This is a genomic window from Dorea sp. D27, from assembly GCF_001185345.1.
GTDB lineage: Bacteria > Bacillota > Clostridia > Lachnospirales > Lachnospiraceae > Extibacter.
This window is the reverse complement of the sequence record NZ_KQ236743.1, coordinates 956,953-973,943: the sequence shown is the minus strand read 5'-3', so window position 1 is coordinate 973,943 and position 16,991 is coordinate 956,953. Positions and strand designations below refer to the sequence as shown.

Here is a 16,991-nt window from a genome sequence, read left to right as displayed (position 1 = left end):
TACTATTTGTACATACATAGTTTAGTATAACATATCCGATACCATAACTCTAGGAATATGAATATTTTAATTTCTTCTTTTCAAGCGACAGGAGGACATAGTATGGATTGACGCTGATCTCCTCACCCGTCTCATAAGAATAGATTCCAAAATGCAGATGTACATCAAACTGTCCTGTCGTGCCTTCTTCACCATATCCGGAATCTCCCATATAACCGATGAACTGCCCCGCTTTTACCTTGTCACCTTTTTTTATATTGCCATAGGAATCAAGATGTGCGTAGTAATAATATGTACCACTATCCGAGGTGATTCCGACGCGGTAGCCTCCTTTTTCCAGCCATCCAAGGTTTGTGATAGTCCCGTCCGTCATGCTGAGCACCGGATAAAGCCCTCTTTCATTCTTTACAGCCATGATATCTGTACCTTCATGACCACTCGTTCCGTTATATTTCCTTTCTGCCATCCATGAATCTACAAAGGATACGGACAGCGATTTATCCACAGTGGATTCTGGAATCGGGAAATAACTCGCTTCGTTTTCCACATTTTCAAGCAGCTTTCTACACCCTTTGGAAAGCTTATCTTTATCCCTGCGCATAGCGTCAGAATAAAAATTAGTACGGTATTCCAGGTTCGCAATCGTCTCTTTCCGCATCCTGTTGATGATAGCACGGTTATATATATGTCCGGTAAGAAGGACGGTTGACAGTGCTGTGATAAACAAGAACAAAAGCAACTTGCCAGGTCTCATACGTTTCATAAAATATCCTTTTTATTTTAGTATATGAAAAAAGAGGCCGTCCCAAAACAAATTCTTTGGGACCGCCTCCTGGCGCCTGCCATATGTTATTTTACGCTTCAGCTCTTCTCTTAATCCAGCACTTGGGCTTCAGGGCTCCCGGCATCGCTTTTACGAGCAGAAATATGATGGAGCATGACCCGATCTTGTCAATCAGATTATTGGCAAGCTTAGGAAGAAAAGATGCCGTAAAGATGCTTGCCCCGCTCTGCTTCAGCCATATGACCGCTACATCTGAAACGGTACCTGTCAAGCCTCCGTACACGGCGATTCCTATCGGTGTACCGATGACAGGTGCCACAATTCCGACAATGGTTCCGGCTATCAGAACATTTAAAAATGTAAACTTGATTTTTCGAAAGAGAAAGCCGATAACAAGCCCGATTGCTATATTGACGAGCATGAACGGCATATCGGTCATGCCATACAGAAGCGCTGTCATAAAGTTGGTCGTGCCCCCGACGGCAGCGCCGTACCATGGCCCGAAATAGACGGCGATGAATATCGTTCCTATTGTATCCAGATACACCGGGAACTTGATTGCGGCCATGATGATGCCAAGCACGATATTAATCGCTATTGCCAGGCCGCACATCATAAGTCTTGTCGTGTTTGAAATCTCTCTGTTCATAATGTCCTCCATCCTCATACGTAAATTTATAATCCTGCCTATAATACTAGCACGCCTGCTTGCCTGATCCAAATTGGATATTCTGATAAGCAGCACGTGTATATTGGATTTTTCTATATGCCGCTTTTCTGCTTCAATGCTATAATGTATACAGCTTTTATATTTATAGCCGAAGAAAGGAATTTACTTATGATACAGAAAATTATTGTCGTCAGCCACTGTTTTTTTAACGATGCCGTAAAGCTAAAGCATCAGGATATGGAGGCGATGGCCGCTGAGCGCGCCGCCAAAAGAACTTTCCTGCTGCATGCCTTCTCGGAAGAATATGAGATGATACAGCTCCCATGTCCGGAATTCCTGCTTTACGGCAGCCGCCGTTGGGGACATGCCGTCTCCCAGTTCGATACTCCTCATTTCCGCATGGAAGCCCGCCGCATGCTGGAACCAATCGTGATGCAGCTTGAAGAATACGCTGCATATCCCGACAGGTATGAAATCCTCGGTATCGTTGGTATCGATGGGAGCCCCAGCTGCGGAGTGGACTACACTTATGACGGGGACTGGGGTGGAGAATTCGGCAATGGGGACACCCTTCCCGCAATGCTCGAAAGTCTCAGAAGAGTCAATAAGCCCGGCATTTTTATGCGTATACTAAAAGAGATGCTTCACGAGAAGCACCTCTCAGTCGGATTCTATTCTATTGATGCTTTTATGGCCGGCCTTTAAACAGCCGGCCCTCACATTACAGCTGATTTTGTCTATTTACATTTTGCGAGCACCGCCTGCAGATATTTCCATGTGCGGGCAGTGGACTCTATACCAAGGCGTTCGTGAAAGGAATGCACATCCATGATATCCGGTCCGAAGGAAACGCAGTCAAGATCCGGCTTCTTGCCAAGGAAAAGGCCGCACTCCAGTCCAGCGTGTACTGTTGTCACTTCCGGCGCTTTTCCGAACATGTCCTCATATACATCCTCCATGATGCGTCGGAGGTCGGAATCCGGGTTGAACTGCCATGCAGGGTATTCGTTAAAGCTCTTTCCCTCGCCTCCTGCAGCTTTCGCGCAGGCTGCCAGCAGCTCTTTCATCTCCTGCTTTTTGCTCTCTACCGAGCTTCTGGCCAGATATACCGTCTTAACGTGGCCGGCTGCCGTCTCCAGGATGCCAATGTTCATGGATGTCTCTACAAGGCCTTTTAGCTTCCTGCTATATCCCTGAACACCAAACGGGCACATGACAAGGTAGGAAATGACACGTTCCGTGCTGGCCCTGTCGCATACATCAACTGTGGAATCGGCTGAAACTGCCGCCTCAACCGCGAGACCCGGTTCGTCTCCCATAAACTCGTTGTCCCAAACAGCCTTCATCTCTTCCGCAACAGCTTTTACGGCTGCGGCATCTTTATCTGCCACGAGGATTTCTGCTGTTGATTCCATGGCAATCACGTTGTCTTTGGAACCTCCGTTTATCTCTGCCAGGTCTATCTCTATGCTCTGTCCGATACGATTTAAAAGACGTCCCATCATCTTGTGTGCATTGCCGCGCTGCTTATGTATCTCTATTCCCGAGTGGCCGCCCTGGAGGCCGTGAATCTTGATTGTAATGATCGTACCTGTCTTCTTTTCTCTGTGGACCGGAATGACCGTCTCATAGCGGAATCCTCCGGCACATCCTGTTGTCAGGATACCCTCCTCTTCCGAATCAATATTGATTAATTTCCGCCCCTTCAATACAGACAAATCGATAGCCATGGCCCCACCCATGCCTACTTCTTCATCAGTCGTAAATACCGCTTCAATTGGCGGGTGTGGTATATCGGTACTGTCTAGAAGCGCCATTATCATCGCTACCGCGATACCATCGTCCCCACCTAATGTCGTATCCTTGGCCTTGACATATCCGTCTTCTACATATAGTTCAAGTCCGTCCTTTCCAAAATCGTGGGAAGATCCCGGCCTTTTCTCGCACACCATATCCATATGTCCCTGAAGGATGACAGGCTCGCTGTCTTCGTATCCTTTTGTACCAGGCTTTCTGATGATTACGTTGTTTGCATCGTCCTGCGCAACTTCCAGTCCCCGCTCCTTCGCAAATGCTGCACAATGGTCGCTGATGCGCTTCGTGTCAAAGGTACCGTGCGGAATCTGGCACAGCTCTTCAAAAAATTGAAATACTTTCTTTGGTTCCAGCTGATCTAATACTGCCATATTTCTTTAACCTCTCTTCATTAGACTTTTATTTCTATCTTACATTCTGTCACAGTCATCATAAAAAATCAACCATATCCATACAATAAAAAGAAAGATTCTTGAATGGATACAAACACGCATGAAACGTCGCTTTTTTAAGGTTATGATTATATGTGTATTCGTCCTGATGCTCGTGTTTCCAAAGCCGGTCTTTAAAGGTGCCAGCGACGGGATACTCCTCTGGTTTAACATCGTCCTTCCCACACTTCTGCCCTTTATCATCCTGTCCAACCTGCTGATTGGAACGAATGCCGCCTCTCTCATTGCCCGTATCACAGGCCCCCTCTTCTGCCGTATCTTCCGCGTCTCCGGATACGGTTCTTTTGCAGTGCTAATCGGTTTCATGTGCGGATATCCGATGGGAAGCAAAGTGACTGCGGATTTGTTGAACGGCGGTTATATCTCCAGAGAAGAAGGACGTTACCTCCTCTCCTTCTGCAACAACACGAGCCCGATGTTCATTATAAGCTATGTAATATGGCAGAATTTGAAAGAAGAATCGCTCACGCTGCCTGCCATCCTCATACTCACCATCTCTCCATGTATCTGCAGCTTCCTGTTCAGACGCCATTACCATATATGCGGGCAGTCCGAAAGCCGCGGCTGCCATGTACCTGCGCCTAACGTATCTTCCGCGGGTGTCGTGGATGACAGTATCATGAACGGTTTTGTTACAATTACGAAGGTGGGCGGTTATATCATGCTGTTTTCCATCCTCATAGCGCTGGCGGAACTGTTGCCGTTTCATCATCCGGCACTTGCACTTGCTGCCCTTCCGTCGCTGGAAATCACGAACGGCATCGCTATGTTGTGCAAGAGCTGTTCCGAACCCGGACTGCGCTTCATCCTCACTATGGGGCTTACATCATTCGGAGGATGGTGTTCTGTAGCCCAGACGCGGTGTATGGTACAGGAGGCCGGGCTCCCAATCTTCCCCTACATAATAGAAAAGCTGATTACCGCGGGGGTAACCAGCCTGTTGGCGTATGGCTATATCGTTCTACTGTAGCAAGTCCTCATCATCTTCTATCTGGAGCTCTTCTGCCGGCTCTTCCGGAGCACCGTACTCTGCTTCCAGCGTCCGCGCAGACTGTTCCGGAATGTCCAGTTCGGACCGGTTGTTGCGCACCATGTCGTAGCATTCCTGCAGGGAATTGACAAGTCCGTCATATTTTGTCGTGTAGCTGTCCAGCGTATGACCGATAATGCTCTCCGCGTTCGCGAGCAGATCATCTGTATACTGCATCGCTCCGATACGGATATCGTTGGCATCGCTAGTAGCATTGTCGAGAATCTCCTGTGCCTGTTCCGTGGCTGCGGTGACTATCTCATTCGCCTGTGCATATGCCTGCTGCATAATCTCATGTTCACTGACAAGTTCATTCGTGTGTATCTGCGCCTCTTCAATCATGCTGTCCGCCTTTGCCTGTGCATCGGCAAGAATCGCATCCTTGTTCGCGATAATCTTCTGATACCGCTTAATCTCATCCGGCGTCTTCATGCGGAGTTCACGCAGAAGCTCGTCCATCTGGTCTTTATTGACAATAATCTTGGACGTTGACAGCGGCTGGAACTTGCAGCTGTCAATGTATTCTTCAATTTCTTCAATAATCTGTTCAATACGGCTGCTCATAATTTACACTCTCCTTCTGTTCATTTTCTCTCGTATCGTGTCTGCCACCAAATCTGGTACAAACTGAGAAATATCCCCTCCAAAAGCTGCCACTTCCTTTACGGTGGTAGAACTCAAATATGAATAATCGAGGCCCGTCGTCAGAAAGACGGTCTCGATCTCCGGCTCCAGCTTATGGTTCGTCTGGGACATCTGAAGCTCATATTCGAAATCAGTTATGGCACGCAAACCGCGGACTACCATCGTAGCCTCCATTCTGCGTGCAAATTCCACCAGTAAGCCATCAAAAGGTATGATAGTTACATTTGGCATTCCTTTTGTTACTTCTTTTAACATTCTAACACGTTCTTCTGCGGAAAACAACGGGGTTTTTGCTTTATTGTTCAGGACTCCGATGATTAATTCGTCCACCAGTTTCGCGGAACGCTCAATGATATCAAGATGTCCATATGTAACCGGGTCAAAGCTGCCCGGGTAAACTGCTCTTAACATATCTCTTTCCTTCCTGCCGGTTCTATAAATACATGCTTGTTCGTCTTATATTCTTTCATCTTAAGAAGCGTGAATCCAAGATCTTCCAGATAATCAAATTCAGTCTCTCTGGAAGCTTCCACGATAATCACACCTTCGTCCGCGAGCAGTTCCGATTCTGAAAGATATCCGAGCACCTTTTTTTCAAGCTGCTTGCCGTAAGGAGGATCCATGAAGATAAAATCAAACTGCTTGTCACCTTCCAGCTTATAAAGCGCCGTCATCACATCAGCGGACATCGTGGCCGCCTTGTGGGCAAGCTTCGTCCTTAGCAGGTTCTCCTTGACGCACGCCATGGCTTTTGGATTCTTCTCCACGAATACAGCTTCCATCGCACCCCTGCTGAGCGCTTCGATACCAATTCCCCCGCTTCCCGCAAACAAATCGAGAAAGATGCAGTCGTACAGATAGGGAGAAATCATATTAAATAACGTCTCCTTGATCCGGTCCGTCGTAGGTCTCGTATCCATACCGTCGAGCGTCTTAAGTTGTAATCGCTTCGCACTGCCTGCAATGACTCTCATATGCACTACCCCTTATATTCTTTGTAACATTTCCAGTCTATTATAAGGATATGTCAGAAAAAAGTCAATCGGGGACAGGGATATTTTAATCGGGGACGGGGTTTTTCTAGAAAAACCCCGTCCCCGATTAAAATATCCCTGTCCCCAAAGAAAAAAGCACCCGACAGGTGTTATTTCAACCTGTCAAGTGCTTTTTCTAATCATTTAATCTGGTTATTATTTACCAGCCATCTGTTTTTCTTGCTGCTCGATCATTTTCTTAACCATATAACCACCAACAGAACCATTCTGTCTTGATGTCAGGTCTCCGTTGTAACCTTCTGTTAACGGTACTCCTAATTCGTTTGCAACCTCATATTTGAATTTGTCCAATGCACCCTTTGCTTCAGGTACGGCTGCTCTGTTAGATGAACGACTTGCCATTGTTATACTCCTCCTTTTTCGTATCTTATTGAGCATTTAAAATGCTCAATAATTGTTTGTAACTTTTTGTTTTTTGTTACAACGATAGTATATGGAGGATTTATATTATTACACTAGAAGTTCCTTCATATTTTGGTATTTTTTTCTTCCATTCATTATTTGAATTCAAAAGCAGGTCTGCCGCTTCATTTGCCTTCTGCAACAGCTTTGCATCCTGGAATACGTCCCCAAGCCTGAAGTCCATCAGACCGCTCTGACGTATGCCGAACAGGTCTCCCGGCCCGCGCAGCCTCAGATCTTCACTGGCAATCTTAAACCCGTCATTTGACTTGTTCAGTATTTCGAGGCGCTCTTTCGTCTCCTTGGATCTGGAGGCGCTCATAAAGATACAATAAGACTGGTGCTCCCCACGGCCTACACGTCCACGCAGCTGATGAAGCTGTGCCAGGCCGAAGCGTTCGGCATTTTCCACGAGCATGACCGTAGCGTTCGGCACGTCGATGCCGACCTCGATGACAGTCGTAGAAACGAGGACCTGAATCTCATTTCTGCCGAACCGCTCCATGATATCATCTTTTTCCGCCTGCTTCATCTTCCCGTGAAGGAAGGAGACCGACACATCCTCGCCAAGTTCATCCTGCAGCATCTGGGCATAATCCAGGACATTTTCCACCTCAAGATGTTCGCTTTCCTCTACCATCGGACAGATGACATAGCACTGCCTTCCATCCTGCACCTGTTTCTTCATGAATGCATATGCAGTCTTGCGGTAACCAGTGTCTACGACGCAGTTCTTAATCGGCAGCCTGTTCGCGGGCAGCTCGTCAATCACGGATATATCCAGATCCCCATATAAGATGATTGCAAGCGTCCTTGGTATCGGTGTCGCACTCATGACAAGAATATGTGGCACGCCGCCCTTTCTGGCAAATGCTTCCCGCTGCTTGACCCCGAACCTGTGCTGTTCATCCGTCACGACCAGCGCCAGATTCTTATAACTCACCTTTTCCTGAATCAATGCATGCGTCCCGACGATAATCTGGACATCGCCGCTCTCAATCCGCCCATATGCCGCACGCTTTTCTTTCCCGCTCATAGAACCGGTCAGCAGCTCCACGCTTATTGCAACGCCATACCGGCCAAATAATTTCGTAATGGATTCATAGTGCTGCCTGGCGAGCACCTCAGTCGGTGCCATAAGTGCCCCCTGGCAACCGGCAAATGCCGTATTCATCAGCGCCAGGACTGCCACGATGGTCTTGCCGGAACCCACGTCTCCCTGCACAAGACGTGACATGGCCGTACTGCCTGCCATATCTGCCGCAATCTCATCCGACACCTTCTGCTGCGCGCCTGTCAGCTCATAGGGAAGCTGTGAGAGAAATGTCTCAGTCCCGGGATCGTTCCTGACCGGATAATGGTTCTTCTCTTTTTCATTGCTGTCTTTCAGCTTTCGCAGCGATAAGATGAATTCCAGGAACTCTTCAAATACGAGCCTTTCCCTCGCATGATAGAACACTTCTTTATCTTCAGGGAAATGGATCCCACGTATCGCATAGTTGTACTCGGCAAGTCCATATTTCAGCCGGATCTCATCCGGCAGCGTCTCTTTAGAGAGATCAAGATTCATAAGCGCCTGCCGTACTGCCTTCATGACGCTGTTATTGGACAGCCCTGCGGTCAGCCCGTAGACCGGCTGCAGCGTGTGGAGCTTTTCTTCATATCTGGCGCTCGGGTAGAAGATTTCAGGATGCTCCATGACGATGCCGCTTTTCCGGTTGACAATCCTGCCCCTAAGCGTTATGACTCCGCCTCTTCCGAGGGTATTGCGCAAAAACGGCATGCGGAACCAGATGACCTTCAGCGTCCCGGTGATGTCCTTGACGTAAACCGTCGTGACCTGCATATTCCGGCTGCCGGATACCTGCACCCTGCCAAATATGGCCCCTGTCACCGTCACGACACGCCCTTCCGATGCCTCGCTGATGGGGACCGGCTCATCATAGACGTCATATCCCCGGGGATAGTAGTGTATCAGATCACCGACCGTAGCAATGCCGAGCCTTCCAAACAGCTTCTCCGTCTTTTCACCTATTCCTTTTAATTCGCTTATTTTTGTCAATTCAACCATAATTGCAATCCTTACTATGCTTCAAAACAGAAAAGAGACAGACCTCTGCATGCACAGGGCGTCTGTCCCCTCTTTATCTTACTTATTCCACAGCCAGCACGTAATAGTATATTGGCTGCCCCCCAAAATGTGCATCCACATCTACATCCGGGTACAGTTCCTCTATCTCTGCGGTAAACCGCTCTGCATCTTCACGCTTCACTTCCTCACCATAGTAGAGGCTGATCAGCTCCGAGTCGTCATCGACAAGCTTGACAAGCATCTCACGGGTCGTCGCTTCCACGTCCTGGCCTACTGCCAGGATACCGCTGTCTCCGATACCCATGATATCACCTTCATGAATCTCCTTGTCGTCGATGCGCGTATCTCGAACGGCATATGTCACCTGGCCGGATTTGACGTTCTTCATCTCTTCGAGCATCGTCTCCTCATTGGCCGCCGCATCTGCTTCCGGCATAAAGTTGATAACCGCGGTAATCCCCTGAGGAACCGTCTTCGTCGGTATCACGACGATATCTTTGTCCTCGACAAGCGCTTTCGCCTGGTTGGCGGCAAGAATGATATTTTTGTTGTTTGGCAGGATGAACACCGTATCCGCGTTCACATGTTCGATGGCGTTGAGCATATCCTCCGTACTCGGATTCATCGTCTGTCCGCCTTCTATAATATAATCGACCCCAAGCTCTCTGAAGATTTCATTCAGACCCTCTCCGATGGAGACCGCGATAAAGCCCATGGACTTTCTCGGCCCTGTATTTTTTTGGCCGCCTCTTGCTTCTGCTCCTTAGCAAGCTTCTCGGCATCCCGGATCAGCTTCTCCTGATGCTCTTCCCTCATATTGTCTATCTTCATCCGAGACAGCTGTCCGAAAGTGAGGGCACGCTGTATCGCAAGCCCCGGATCATTCGTATGCACGTGAATCTTAACGACGTCATCGTCAGCCACGCAGACGATAGAATCGCCGATGGAAGACAGATACGCTTTAAACCCGTCCTCGTCCTCCTCCGTAAACTCTTTTTCCGTCAATATGATAAACTCCGTACAGTAGCCGAACTTGATATCTCCCGCTTCTTGAGATACCTTCGGCGGCGCCACGGCTGCTTTGCCGGGCTCGATAGAGCTGTAGTCGATCTCTTTGCCCTGGAACGCGTCATATGCTCCTCTGATCACCTCCAGAAGGCCTTGTCCGCCGGAATCCACCACACCCGCCTCCTTCAGAACAGGAAGCATATCCGGTGTCTTCTCCAGCACCTCTTCCGCATGCCTTATCACAGCCGGTATAAAGAGTTCCAAATCGTCGGTCTCTTCCGCCATCTCTGCCGCCTTATCGGCGATACCGCTTGCCACCGTAAGGATGGTTCCCTCTTTCGGCTTCATGACCGCCTTATATGCCGTATCTCTAGCCCTTGCACATGCCGCCGCAAGTCCAAGCGCGTCTATTTCATTTTCTTCGCGGATAGATTTGGTAAACCCTCGCAGAAGCTGAGACAGGATAACGCCTGAATTCCCCCTCGCCCCGCGCAGGGAGCCGGAAGAAATCGCCTTGGCAAGGTCAGCCATATCCGGTTTCTCAAGTGCGGTCACTTCTCTCGCCGCAGACATGATCGTCAGGGACATGTTCGTCCCGGTGTCTCCGTCCGGTACCGGAAATACGTTCAGTTCATTGATATATTCTTTCTTTGCCTCGATATTCTGTGCTCCAGCCAGAAACATCCTGGCAAGCATATCCACATTAATAGTTTTTGTAGCCACTTCTTATGTTCCTCCTTAACTAATCGATGACTCTGACGCCTTCAATGTAGATATTGATCGTATCTACCGGCATTCCGGAAAACTCTTCTACCTTATATTTTACATTGCTGATGAGATTTTCCGTCACGGCTGAAATACTTACGCCATAAGCAACAATAATATGGAAGCTGAGCGTAATATGGTTATCTTCTGATATGCTCACCTGGATTCCGTGCGTCAGGCTTTCCTTCTTAAGAAGATGGACGAATCCATCTTTCATATTGACAGCAGCCATGCCTACGATTCCAAAACACTCTACAGCCACAGTCCCTGCATATTTCGCAAGCACTTCAGGATCGATTGTGATGATACCAAGATCCGTACTCATACATCCCTTCATATTAAAAACCTCCAATTCTCTAAATTGAAAATGTAATACACGAGCTTAACAAAAATATTATACTATTAATTCCCTTATTTTACAAATAAAAAACCCAGATTCCATAAGAAATCTGAGTTTTAACTTTCATTACGCACGTTCAACTCTGCCTGATTTCAAACAAGAAGTACAAACATACATTTTCTTTGTAGCTCCGTTTGCTGTTTTAACACGAACTGATTTCACGTTTGATTTCCACATCTTTGGTGATTTTCTATGAGAGTGGCTTACGTTGTTCCCAAAGTGAGCACCCTTTTCACAAATAGCACATTTTGCCATGACTGCACCTCCTAACGCTCATAATAAGTCCTTTTCCGAACTCGCAACACTGATTATTTTACCAGATGTATACAAGAAAAGCAAGTACTTATTTTGAATTTCTGCATATTATTACTTTTTCAATTTATCAAGCATCTGCGGATTGCGCTGCAGTACATACAGCAGCACCGGAAGCAGGCTCACAACCGAGGCAAACAGCGTGAAGAAGCTGTATATTCCAGGGAAACCCCAGTAACGGAACTGGGTGAACAAGGTTACTACTCCCGCCAGCAGCGTAAGGCCGAATATGACGATGACTGCCGCCAGAAGAACGATATCGTACCGCTTTCCGGCAAGTTCCATGGCAAGGCAGCCAGCCGCGGTCAATGCCGCAAGCGCCAGTATGACTGAACAGAAATTGTCAAATGCCGAATAATAATCCCATATCCAGGAATAGCTCGTATACGGCGTAATTCCAGACACACGTATACCGGACAGGAACAGCAGGCCAAAGTAGGCAATCAGAGGTACAATCTCATACTGCCCGCATTCCCGCCTGTCCAGAAAGCATAATACGCCAAACACAGCGATACAAAGAGCCGGAAGCATATATTCAATCATGGAGAACATGCTGAAAAACCCAGCACCGCTCCACAGTCGGTCGATAACGAGCAGGACCACAGCCACGGCAGCAACTATCGCGGTCAGCCGTTTGCCGGACAAGGAACCCAATATGTCGGCACCGGACCCGGACTCTCTGAACCCACGGCTGTTGCCAGCGTTCTCCGTATGGCTGGAATACGCCTGTGACCGGGCAGGTCCTGCATCCGCCGCACGTTCATTCCTTGCCCCGCACTGCGGACAGAACCGATCCGTCACATACATCTTCTCCCCACATCTTGCGCAGAAGCAGCCCGTCTCATCTTCTTTCTTTTCAGCCGCACCCGCAGCCGTTCCATATGCCGTAACCCTATGAGCTGTCCCGCTGTCCGGTGGAGGTGTCGGCCCGCCGTTCTGACGGTTATATGCATCTGCGATAAGATTCGCATTCTTGATCAGCACGTTGAACGAGAGGAAGCTGCCCACGAAGCATATCAGGCACCCGACAAGGTACCACATCAGGAATTCTCCTCCACCTTCCGCTATTGCCACTCCATATCTCGTTCCTGCCTTTCTGAGACGGTTGGCCTGCTTATAGAACCAGTACAGTCCATATATGCCGCACGTGATTACAGACAGAAGAAGCACCAGTATGTAGTTCATGCTCTCTTCTCCATCTCCCCGGCACATCGCATTGACATCTTCCGTATAGGAATACCAGAAGAAAATGCTATATATGCCACATGTCAAAAATGTCAAAATAATATATGTAGCCAGACTTCTTTGCTTTATCATATGTTCTACCCTCGTATTTCTCTCATTATTTTAAAAATCAGTCCGTCATCCAAGTCTATCTTGATGATGCCGTCCGGCTGAAAAGCGATGCGGTATACATATACCGCCAGCAGCAGGATGAGAAGCAGGCCTCCCAATACCCTGGCCGTCTTCTTTCCCATCCTGAACCGTTCAGGCAGCACATCCTTGTGAAGGAAATACCAGATGGCGAAGCCAGTCGGAAGAAAGAGCGGATGATAAGAGAAGGAAGCCCTGAAATCAAGGCTCACCATACTCTTGAACGCCCTCGTCATCCCACAGCACGGACAGGGAATGCCAAACAGATATGCAAGCGGACATCTCCAGATAAAAAGGAGAAGCACAAGCAGACCGCTGATAATCACGATATGTCGGACAATCAACTTTCTCTTCATCACTACCGTACTTTCGTCCCGCACTGGTTGCAGAATACCATATCCTCTGACAGCGCGTTTCCGCACTTCGGACACTCATGTTTGGCAGGGACAGGGACAGCGGCGTCTCTGTTCTCTCTATTCTGAAGTTCTTCCCTAAGCTGCGCTATGAGCGTTTCCTTTTCCTTCAGTTCCTGCTCCAGCGTATGTATGCGTGCCTCTCTTTCAGCCAGTTCATTTTGCTGCTTGTCCGTTTCGCTTTTTACATATGCCCTGATTCCGCTGAACAGGCCTTCCAGCCCCGCCTTACACGCCGCGGCCTCTTCTGTCTGCAGGCCTGTCTTTCCCGCTTCCGGCAGACTGTCCGTTTTTGCCCCGCAGTATGTACAGAACAGAGACCCCTCCCGCAGCTCGCTGCCACATGTTACACATTTCATCATTTGCATTCCCTCCTGTTCCTCATTATACATGTCAATATACATAAAAAGTGCAGTTTCTGCCATGACAGCATCGCCGCACTCTCTAAGACGCTATTCTTTCCCGCAAAACAACTCATACCCCACCAGCGCACATATTATGGCACATATCAACTCTATCAACGGATGCCTGACAAGTATTGTAAATATCATGCCTACCGCCAGACACAGCAGGGCAAAACCCACTACTCGCTTCATTCACAAACCTCTGCACCAATTCTCACTATATTATATGCACGCTTTCAGGAAACGAGACTGTTAGCCGGCAATATCATCAGCGTCCCCGGCTTCGTCCAGTATATCCTCCACATCCTTTTCCGTCATCTTGTCTTCCCCTTTTGATCCAAACTTATCTATGACGTCAGGGATCATATCCAGTATCTTCGTCATCGTATCCTGGTTCTTAATGTTGACAAGCTTCGTATGTCCATTCTGGATGACGAGAACCGCGCAAGGCGTCATCTTACCGCCGATTCCACCGGCTCCTCTTTCTTTCCTGTCACCGTTAAAAGCCCCGGCTCCCACCGCAAATGATACGTCAACAAGGGGCAGAAGAATCGTGTCCCCTATATGAATCGCATCTCCTACCACCGTTTTTGACGAGACTACCCCGTCCATTCCGTGGAATAGCGCTTCTACCGTTCCTTTAAAATTATTTTCAGCCATGTCCGTTTCCTCCTCAACAATACTATAATTCAAAACTTCTGATGTGTTTATACGTGGCGCGGACTTCCCTGCACCAGAACAGCTTCCATAACAGCATGACGAAATGCAGTACATGCACTTTGCCTTTGACGAGCAGCGTGCCTTCCAGTATCTTCTGCTCAAAATCCGGAACGATCTCTGTATCTTTCCCCAAGAAAGGATACAGGATGCCAAGACCCGCCAGAACTTGACCGGTTCTGTACGGATCTTCAAATCCATAGTGTATCTTTGCTTTTACCGTCCTTGGCTTCAGCCGTCTCAAAAGACGGAATGCTTCTTTTTTCACCTTGGCGAACGCCGTCTTATGGGTATCATCCAGTATAAACGCACTGAGCTTTTCCTTTTTCTCTGATAACGCCTTTATTTTATCACATAATCTTAGAATTGTACATTTTATCTTACGGAATGTCTGCCTGCATTTTTCATAGATATTTTTAAATTTCCCACGCTTCTTGCCAGAACCGGTTTTTTCTTCCTGATCATCTTCTGCATTTTCTTTCCGCTCCGCTTCAGCTCTCTCAGGTAATCTGGGTTCTTTTTCATCTTTTTTTTGAAGGCCCGGATGCTCTTCAGCGCCGTGTCCATCTGTTTCTTCCGTCTCTTCCAGTATCTCTTCGTATTCCGTTTCATCTGTTTCCACTTCCTCTTCAAACTTTTTTATGTCGTCGGCATCAGCCTGCTCTTCCCCTGACATCTTCTTAAAGAATATGCGCACATTCCAGACAAACTTTTTATCGTGGTACAAAGCTGTGAATTTGATGAGGTTCATAAGCCACGTACATGTCATATCTGCCTGAATACTGTCGGACGTCCCGCCTGAAGCCGCCTCGACGCGGTATCTGAATGGCACGAAAAGCACAATGCAAACCAACAATACAAGTATCCCCAGTATCGCGGCTATTATGATTCCTATGATCTTCAAGATAAGCAGTATAATATGTAGCATCTTAATCTTCCTGTTCTTTTTCTAATATATAGGAACGAATATCCGTCCCCCTCGTCTCATGATATACTTCATCCGTTATCTTTTCTACCAGTTCCAGTGCATCATCATAACTTTTTGCGATTCCGACGACAAAATAATCTTCTTTCGGATAGTCCGGCTGCAGAAGCAGGACTGAATTAATAATTTCCAGATGGTTTTTTTCATTTCCCGACAGAACGAGAAGATGAATGCTTACCTGGAATTTATTTCCTTCCAGCTTTTTTATTATTTTGTCCTTCTTCTTTTCCAGCCCGTCTGTCAGGTATATATGCCTGTAATATTTCATCTCAATGTACCTCTCGTTGATGTATATGCCCCTGCTACATATGCCTATTGATTATAATAGGCGTCGAACACCTGCTTCGCGACATTGACCGCTTTGGCCGAACCGTCGGAAGCTTCTATAATTACGCTGATTACAAGATCCGGATTATCCACATTCGTCATACCGATGAACCAGGAATGGTCTTTTTCTTTATCCGAGCTATATTCTGCAGTTCCTGTCTTTCCGGCCGCCGTATAGCCCTGCCCGCTCAGCACGGACGCCGTTCCGTACTGTACCACATCCGTCATATATTCCTTCAGCTTGGACGCTTCCTCGGCGGTCATCAGCGTACCGGCCTTCTCCGGTTTGTTTTCATCCACGACGGACCCTGAATAATTCGTGACCGCTTCTACAAGATAAGGTTTCATGAGCGTACCGCCGTTCGCTATCGCAGAAGTGATGAGAGCCATATGATACGGACTTACCTGCGTCTGTCCCTGTCCCATGGCTGTCATCATCTTCTCTCCGTCGGAAGCGCCCTTCTCCAGCGTAAACTTGCTCTCGCTGTACGGCAGTTCGGAGGGGAGCTTGGAATCAAAGAGAAGCTCTTTCGCGGTAGCCCTGAATTTACCTACGTCCAGTGACAGTCCGATATTGGAAAACGACGCGTTGCACGAATACGCGATAGAATCTGCAAAGTCCACCTGGCCGTGTACGTGATTATTAAAGCAGTGGATGGTGAGTCCTCCGTGTTCTATGGCTCCGGTACAGTTATAACTGTAATTCTCATAATCAGAGTGTTCTCTCATATATTCAAGGGCAGTCACGACTTTAAATGTCGAACCCGGCGCGTACTGTCCCTGGGTCGCCCGGTTCAGAAGAACGCTGTCTTCGCTGGAGTTCAGCGTCTCCCAATTGTCCGCTACAGAATTAGGGTCAAAATCCGGCTTTGACACCATGGCAAGTATCTTGCCTGTACTGGGTTCTATCGCCACGACCGCTCCCTTATAGCTGCCAAGCGCGTCGTATGCCGCCTCCTGCAGTCCTGCATCCAGCGTCGTGACAACATTGTCCCCTATATTCTTCTTGTCCTGGAATTCGTTTTTCAGCTTTTCCAGGAAAAACGCATTGGAAGTGAGAAGTTCAAAATTCTCTAACGATTCCAGCCCGGATTTGCCCTGCACGCTGTAGCCGACCACATGGGCGAACATGCTTCCATAGGGATATTCCCTTGTTTCGCTGCCGTCCTCCGACACATTCGTCTGTGCGAGCACATTACCGTTCTTATCCAGAATCTTGCCCCGGACTACCCGTTTGGCATAGGAGTCCTGCCTGGCATTATACGGGCTGCGTATGATATCCCTGCTCTTCACTACGTTGAAATATGCGATATATCCCATCAGAACAAGGAACAGACCTAC

20 protein-coding genes and 1 pseudogene are annotated in these 16,991 nt (G+C 47.9%); 2 read left to right on the top strand and 19 right to left on the bottom strand.

Annotated elements, in window-relative coordinates:
* Nucleotides 1–49 precede the first annotated feature (49 nt).
* Nucleotides 50–763: a M23 family metallopeptidase gene (locus HMPREF0980_RS04620; RefSeq protein WP_049727931.1), complete on the bottom strand. Its 714-nt coding sequence runs from the start codon at nt 761–763 to the stop codon at nt 50–52.
* Nucleotides 764–854: 91 nt separating this feature from the next.
* On the bottom strand, nt 855–1,433 hold the full coding sequence (locus HMPREF0980_RS04615) for a CD3073 family putative ECF transporter S component (RefSeq protein WP_049727930.1): 579 nt from the start codon (nt 1,431–1,433) through the stop codon (nt 855–857).
* A 189-nt stretch (nt 1,434–1,622) separates the two neighbouring features.
* Here HMPREF0980_RS04615 and HMPREF0980_RS04610 point away from each other — a divergent pair, with 189 nt between their 5' ends.
* Entirely contained in the window at nt 1,623–2,159 is a 537-nt protein-coding gene (locus tag HMPREF0980_RS04610; protein ID WP_049728331.1) for a CD3072 family TudS-related putative desulfidase, read from the top strand.
* Nucleotides 2,160–2,191: 32 nt separating this feature from the next.
* On the opposite strand, the gene HMPREF0980_RS04605 is transcribed toward HMPREF0980_RS04610, so the two are convergent.
* A complete protein-coding gene (locus HMPREF0980_RS04605; RefSeq protein WP_049727929.1) occupies nt 2,192–3,640 on the bottom strand; it encodes an aminoacyl-histidine dipeptidase in 1,449 nt (482 codons plus the stop codon).
* A gap of 121 nt (nt 3,641–3,761) precedes the next feature.
* Here HMPREF0980_RS04605 and HMPREF0980_RS04600 point away from each other — a divergent pair, with 121 nt between their 5' ends.
* Nucleotides 3,762–4,691 carry a transporter gene (locus HMPREF0980_RS04600; protein ID WP_049727928.1) on the top strand — a complete coding sequence of 310 codons (930 nt, stop codon included), beginning with the start codon at nt 3,762–3,764 and terminating at the stop codon, nt 4,689–4,691.
* Here HMPREF0980_RS04600 and HMPREF0980_RS04595 read toward each other — a convergent pair.
* The 16 genes and pseudogenes from HMPREF0980_RS04595 to HMPREF0980_RS04530 form a co-directional block, all read right to left on the bottom strand.
* Nucleotides 4,683–5,315, bottom strand: a complete 633-nt coding sequence (locus tag HMPREF0980_RS04595; RefSeq protein WP_049727927.1) for a hypothetical protein — start codon at nt 5,313–5,315, stop codon at nt 4,683–4,685. The two genes, HMPREF0980_RS04600 and HMPREF0980_RS04595, sit on opposite strands and share 9 nt — an antisense overlap.
* A gap of 3 nt (nt 5,316–5,318) precedes the next feature.
* Nucleotides 5,319–5,807 carry a pantetheine-phosphate adenylyltransferase gene (gene coaD, locus HMPREF0980_RS04590; protein WP_049727926.1) on the bottom strand — a complete coding sequence of 163 codons (489 nt, stop codon included), beginning with the start codon at nt 5,805–5,807 and terminating at the stop codon, nt 5,319–5,321.
* A complete protein-coding gene (gene rsmD / locus HMPREF0980_RS04585; protein WP_049727925.1) occupies nt 5,801–6,370 on the bottom strand; it encodes a 16S rRNA (guanine(966)-N(2))-methyltransferase RsmD in 570 nt (189 codons plus the stop codon). Before rsmD ends, coaD begins: the two co-directional genes overlap by 7 nt.
* A gap of 216 nt (nt 6,371–6,586) precedes the next feature.
* Nucleotides 6,587–6,793, bottom strand: coding sequence for an alpha/beta-type small acid-soluble spore protein (locus tag HMPREF0980_RS04580; protein WP_040434586.1), 207 nt, complete (start codon nt 6,791–6,793; stop codon nt 6,587–6,589).
* Between the two features lie 100 nt (nt 6,794–6,893).
* The gene (gene recG, locus HMPREF0980_RS04575) at nt 6,894–8,924 is read right to left on the bottom strand and encodes an ATP-dependent DNA helicase RecG (protein ID WP_049727924.1); all 2,031 of its coding nucleotides are present in this window, start codon (nt 8,922–8,924) and stop codon (nt 6,894–6,896) included.
* An 82-nt stretch (nt 8,925–9,006) separates the two neighbouring features.
* Nucleotides 9,007–10,676: pseudogene (locus tag HMPREF0980_RS19895) on the bottom strand (DAK2 domain-containing protein).
* A 19-nt stretch (nt 10,677–10,695) separates the two neighbouring features.
* Complete coding sequence (locus tag HMPREF0980_RS04565; protein WP_049727923.1) at nt 10,696–11,055, bottom strand: Asp23/Gls24 family envelope stress response protein; 360 nt, start codon at nt 11,053–11,055, stop codon at nt 10,696–10,698.
* 129 nt (nt 11,056–11,184) lie between these two features.
* On the bottom strand, nt 11,185–11,373 hold the full coding sequence (gene rpmB / locus HMPREF0980_RS18505; protein ID WP_082912795.1) for a 50S ribosomal protein L28: 189 nt from the start codon (nt 11,371–11,373) through the stop codon (nt 11,185–11,187).
* A gap of 111 nt (nt 11,374–11,484) precedes the next feature.
* Nucleotides 11,485–12,747, bottom strand: coding sequence for a DUF4234 domain-containing protein (locus tag HMPREF0980_RS04560; RefSeq protein WP_049727922.1), 1,263 nt, complete (start codon nt 12,745–12,747; stop codon nt 11,485–11,487).
* 5 nt (nt 12,748–12,752) lie between these two features.
* The gene (locus HMPREF0980_RS04555; RefSeq protein WP_049727921.1) at nt 12,753–13,160 is read right to left on the bottom strand and encodes a DUF2752 domain-containing protein; all 408 of its coding nucleotides are present in this window, start codon (nt 13,158–13,160) and stop codon (nt 12,753–12,755) included.
* A 2-nt stretch (nt 13,161–13,162) separates the two neighbouring features.
* Nucleotides 13,163–13,579 (bottom strand): zinc-ribbon domain-containing protein, encoded by a 417-nt coding sequence (locus tag HMPREF0980_RS04550; protein WP_049727920.1) that lies wholly within the window; start codon nt 13,577–13,579, stop codon nt 13,163–13,165.
* A gap of 90 nt (nt 13,580–13,669) precedes the next feature.
* Nucleotides 13,670–13,813, bottom strand: coding sequence for a hypothetical protein (locus HMPREF0980_RS19100; RefSeq protein WP_167482128.1), 144 nt, complete (start codon nt 13,811–13,813; stop codon nt 13,670–13,672).
* Between the two features lie 60 nt (nt 13,814–13,873).
* On the bottom strand, nt 13,874–14,281 hold the full coding sequence (locus HMPREF0980_RS04545) for a GerW family sporulation protein (protein ID WP_049727919.1): 408 nt from the start codon (nt 14,279–14,281) through the stop codon (nt 13,874–13,876).
* A 22-nt stretch (nt 14,282–14,303) separates the two neighbouring features.
* Nucleotides 14,304–15,266 carry a DUF2953 domain-containing protein gene (locus HMPREF0980_RS04540; RefSeq protein ID WP_049727918.1) on the bottom strand — a complete coding sequence of 321 codons (963 nt, stop codon included), beginning with the start codon at nt 15,264–15,266 and terminating at the stop codon, nt 14,304–14,306.
* A 1-nt stretch (nt 15,267) separates the two neighbouring features.
* Nucleotides 15,268–15,591, bottom strand: a complete 324-nt coding sequence (locus HMPREF0980_RS04535; RefSeq protein WP_049727917.1) for a hypothetical protein — start codon at nt 15,589–15,591, stop codon at nt 15,268–15,270.
* A gap of 44 nt (nt 15,592–15,635) precedes the next feature.
* Nucleotides 15,636–16,970 carry a peptidoglycan D,D-transpeptidase FtsI family protein gene (locus HMPREF0980_RS04530; RefSeq protein ID WP_049728330.1) on the bottom strand — a complete coding sequence of 445 codons (1,335 nt, stop codon included), beginning with the start codon at nt 16,968–16,970 and terminating at the stop codon, nt 15,636–15,638.
* Nucleotides 16,971–16,991 lie beyond the last annotated feature (21 nt).

What these genes read in the sequence shown, in the direction of transcription:
- HMPREF0980_RS04620 (WP_049727931.1), bottom strand. Translation starts at nt 763, where the DNA reads ATGAAACGTATGAGACCTGGCAAGTTGCTTTTGTTCTTGTTTATCACA.
- HMPREF0980_RS04615 (WP_049727930.1), bottom strand. Translation starts at nt 1,433, where the DNA reads ATGAACAGAGAGATTTCAAACACGACAAGACTTATGATGTGCGGCCTG.
- HMPREF0980_RS04610 (WP_049728331.1), top strand. Translation starts at nt 1,623, where the DNA reads ATGATACAGAAAATTATTGTCGTCAGCCACTGTTTTTTTAACGATGCC.
- HMPREF0980_RS04605 (WP_049727929.1), bottom strand. Translation starts at nt 3,640, where the DNA reads ATGGCAGTATTAGATCAGCTGGAACCAAAGAAAGTATTTCAATTTTTT.
- HMPREF0980_RS04600 (WP_049727928.1), top strand. Translation starts at nt 3,762, where the DNA reads ATGAAACGTCGCTTTTTTAAGGTTATGATTATATGTGTATTCGTCCTG.
- HMPREF0980_RS04595 (WP_049727927.1), bottom strand. Translation starts at nt 5,315, where the DNA reads ATGAGCAGCCGTATTGAACAGATTATTGAAGAAATTGAAGAATACATT.
- coaD (WP_049727926.1), bottom strand. Translation starts at nt 5,807, where the DNA reads ATGTTAAGAGCAGTTTACCCGGGCAGCTTTGACCCGGTTACATATGGA.
- rsmD (WP_049727925.1), bottom strand. Translation starts at nt 6,370, where the DNA reads ATGAGAGTCATTGCAGGCAGTGCGAAGCGATTACAACTTAAGACGCTC.
- HMPREF0980_RS04580 (WP_040434586.1), bottom strand. Translation starts at nt 6,793, where the DNA reads ATGGCAAGTCGTTCATCTAACAGAGCAGCCGTACCTGAAGCAAAGGGT.
- recG (WP_049727924.1), bottom strand. Translation starts at nt 8,924, where the DNA reads ATGGTTGAATTGACAAAAATAAGCGAATTAAAAGGAATAGGTGAAAAG.
- HMPREF0980_RS04565 (WP_049727923.1), bottom strand. Translation starts at nt 11,055, where the DNA reads ATGAAGGGATGTATGAGTACGGATCTTGGTATCATCACAATCGATCCT.
- rpmB (WP_082912795.1), bottom strand. Translation starts at nt 11,373, where the DNA reads ATGGCAAAATGTGCTATTTGTGAAAAGGGTGCTCACTTTGGGAACAAC.
- HMPREF0980_RS04560 (WP_049727922.1), bottom strand. Translation starts at nt 12,747, where the DNA reads ATGATAAAGCAAAGAAGTCTGGCTACATATATTATTTTGACATTTTTG.
- HMPREF0980_RS04555 (WP_049727921.1), bottom strand. Translation starts at nt 13,160, where the DNA reads ATGAAGAGAAAGTTGATTGTCCGACATATCGTGATTATCAGCGGTCTG.
- HMPREF0980_RS04550 (WP_049727920.1), bottom strand. Translation starts at nt 13,579, where the DNA reads ATGATGAAATGTGTAACATGTGGCAGCGAGCTGCGGGAGGGGTCTCTG.
- HMPREF0980_RS19100 (WP_167482128.1), bottom strand. Translation starts at nt 13,813, where the DNA reads ATGAAGCGAGTAGTGGGTTTTGCCCTGCTGTGTCTGGCGGTAGGCATG.
- HMPREF0980_RS04545 (WP_049727919.1), bottom strand. Translation starts at nt 14,281, where the DNA reads ATGGCTGAAAATAATTTTAAAGGAACGGTAGAAGCGCTATTCCACGGA.
- HMPREF0980_RS04540 (WP_049727918.1), bottom strand. Translation starts at nt 15,266, where the DNA reads ATGCTACATATTATACTGCTTATCTTGAAGATCATAGGAATCATAATA.
- HMPREF0980_RS04535 (WP_049727917.1), bottom strand. Translation starts at nt 15,591, where the DNA reads ATGAAATATTACAGGCATATATACCTGACAGACGGGCTGGAAAAGAAG.
- HMPREF0980_RS04530 (WP_049728330.1), bottom strand. Translation starts at nt 16,970, where the DNA reads ATGGGATATATCGCATATTTCAACGTAGTGAAGAGCAGGGATATCATA.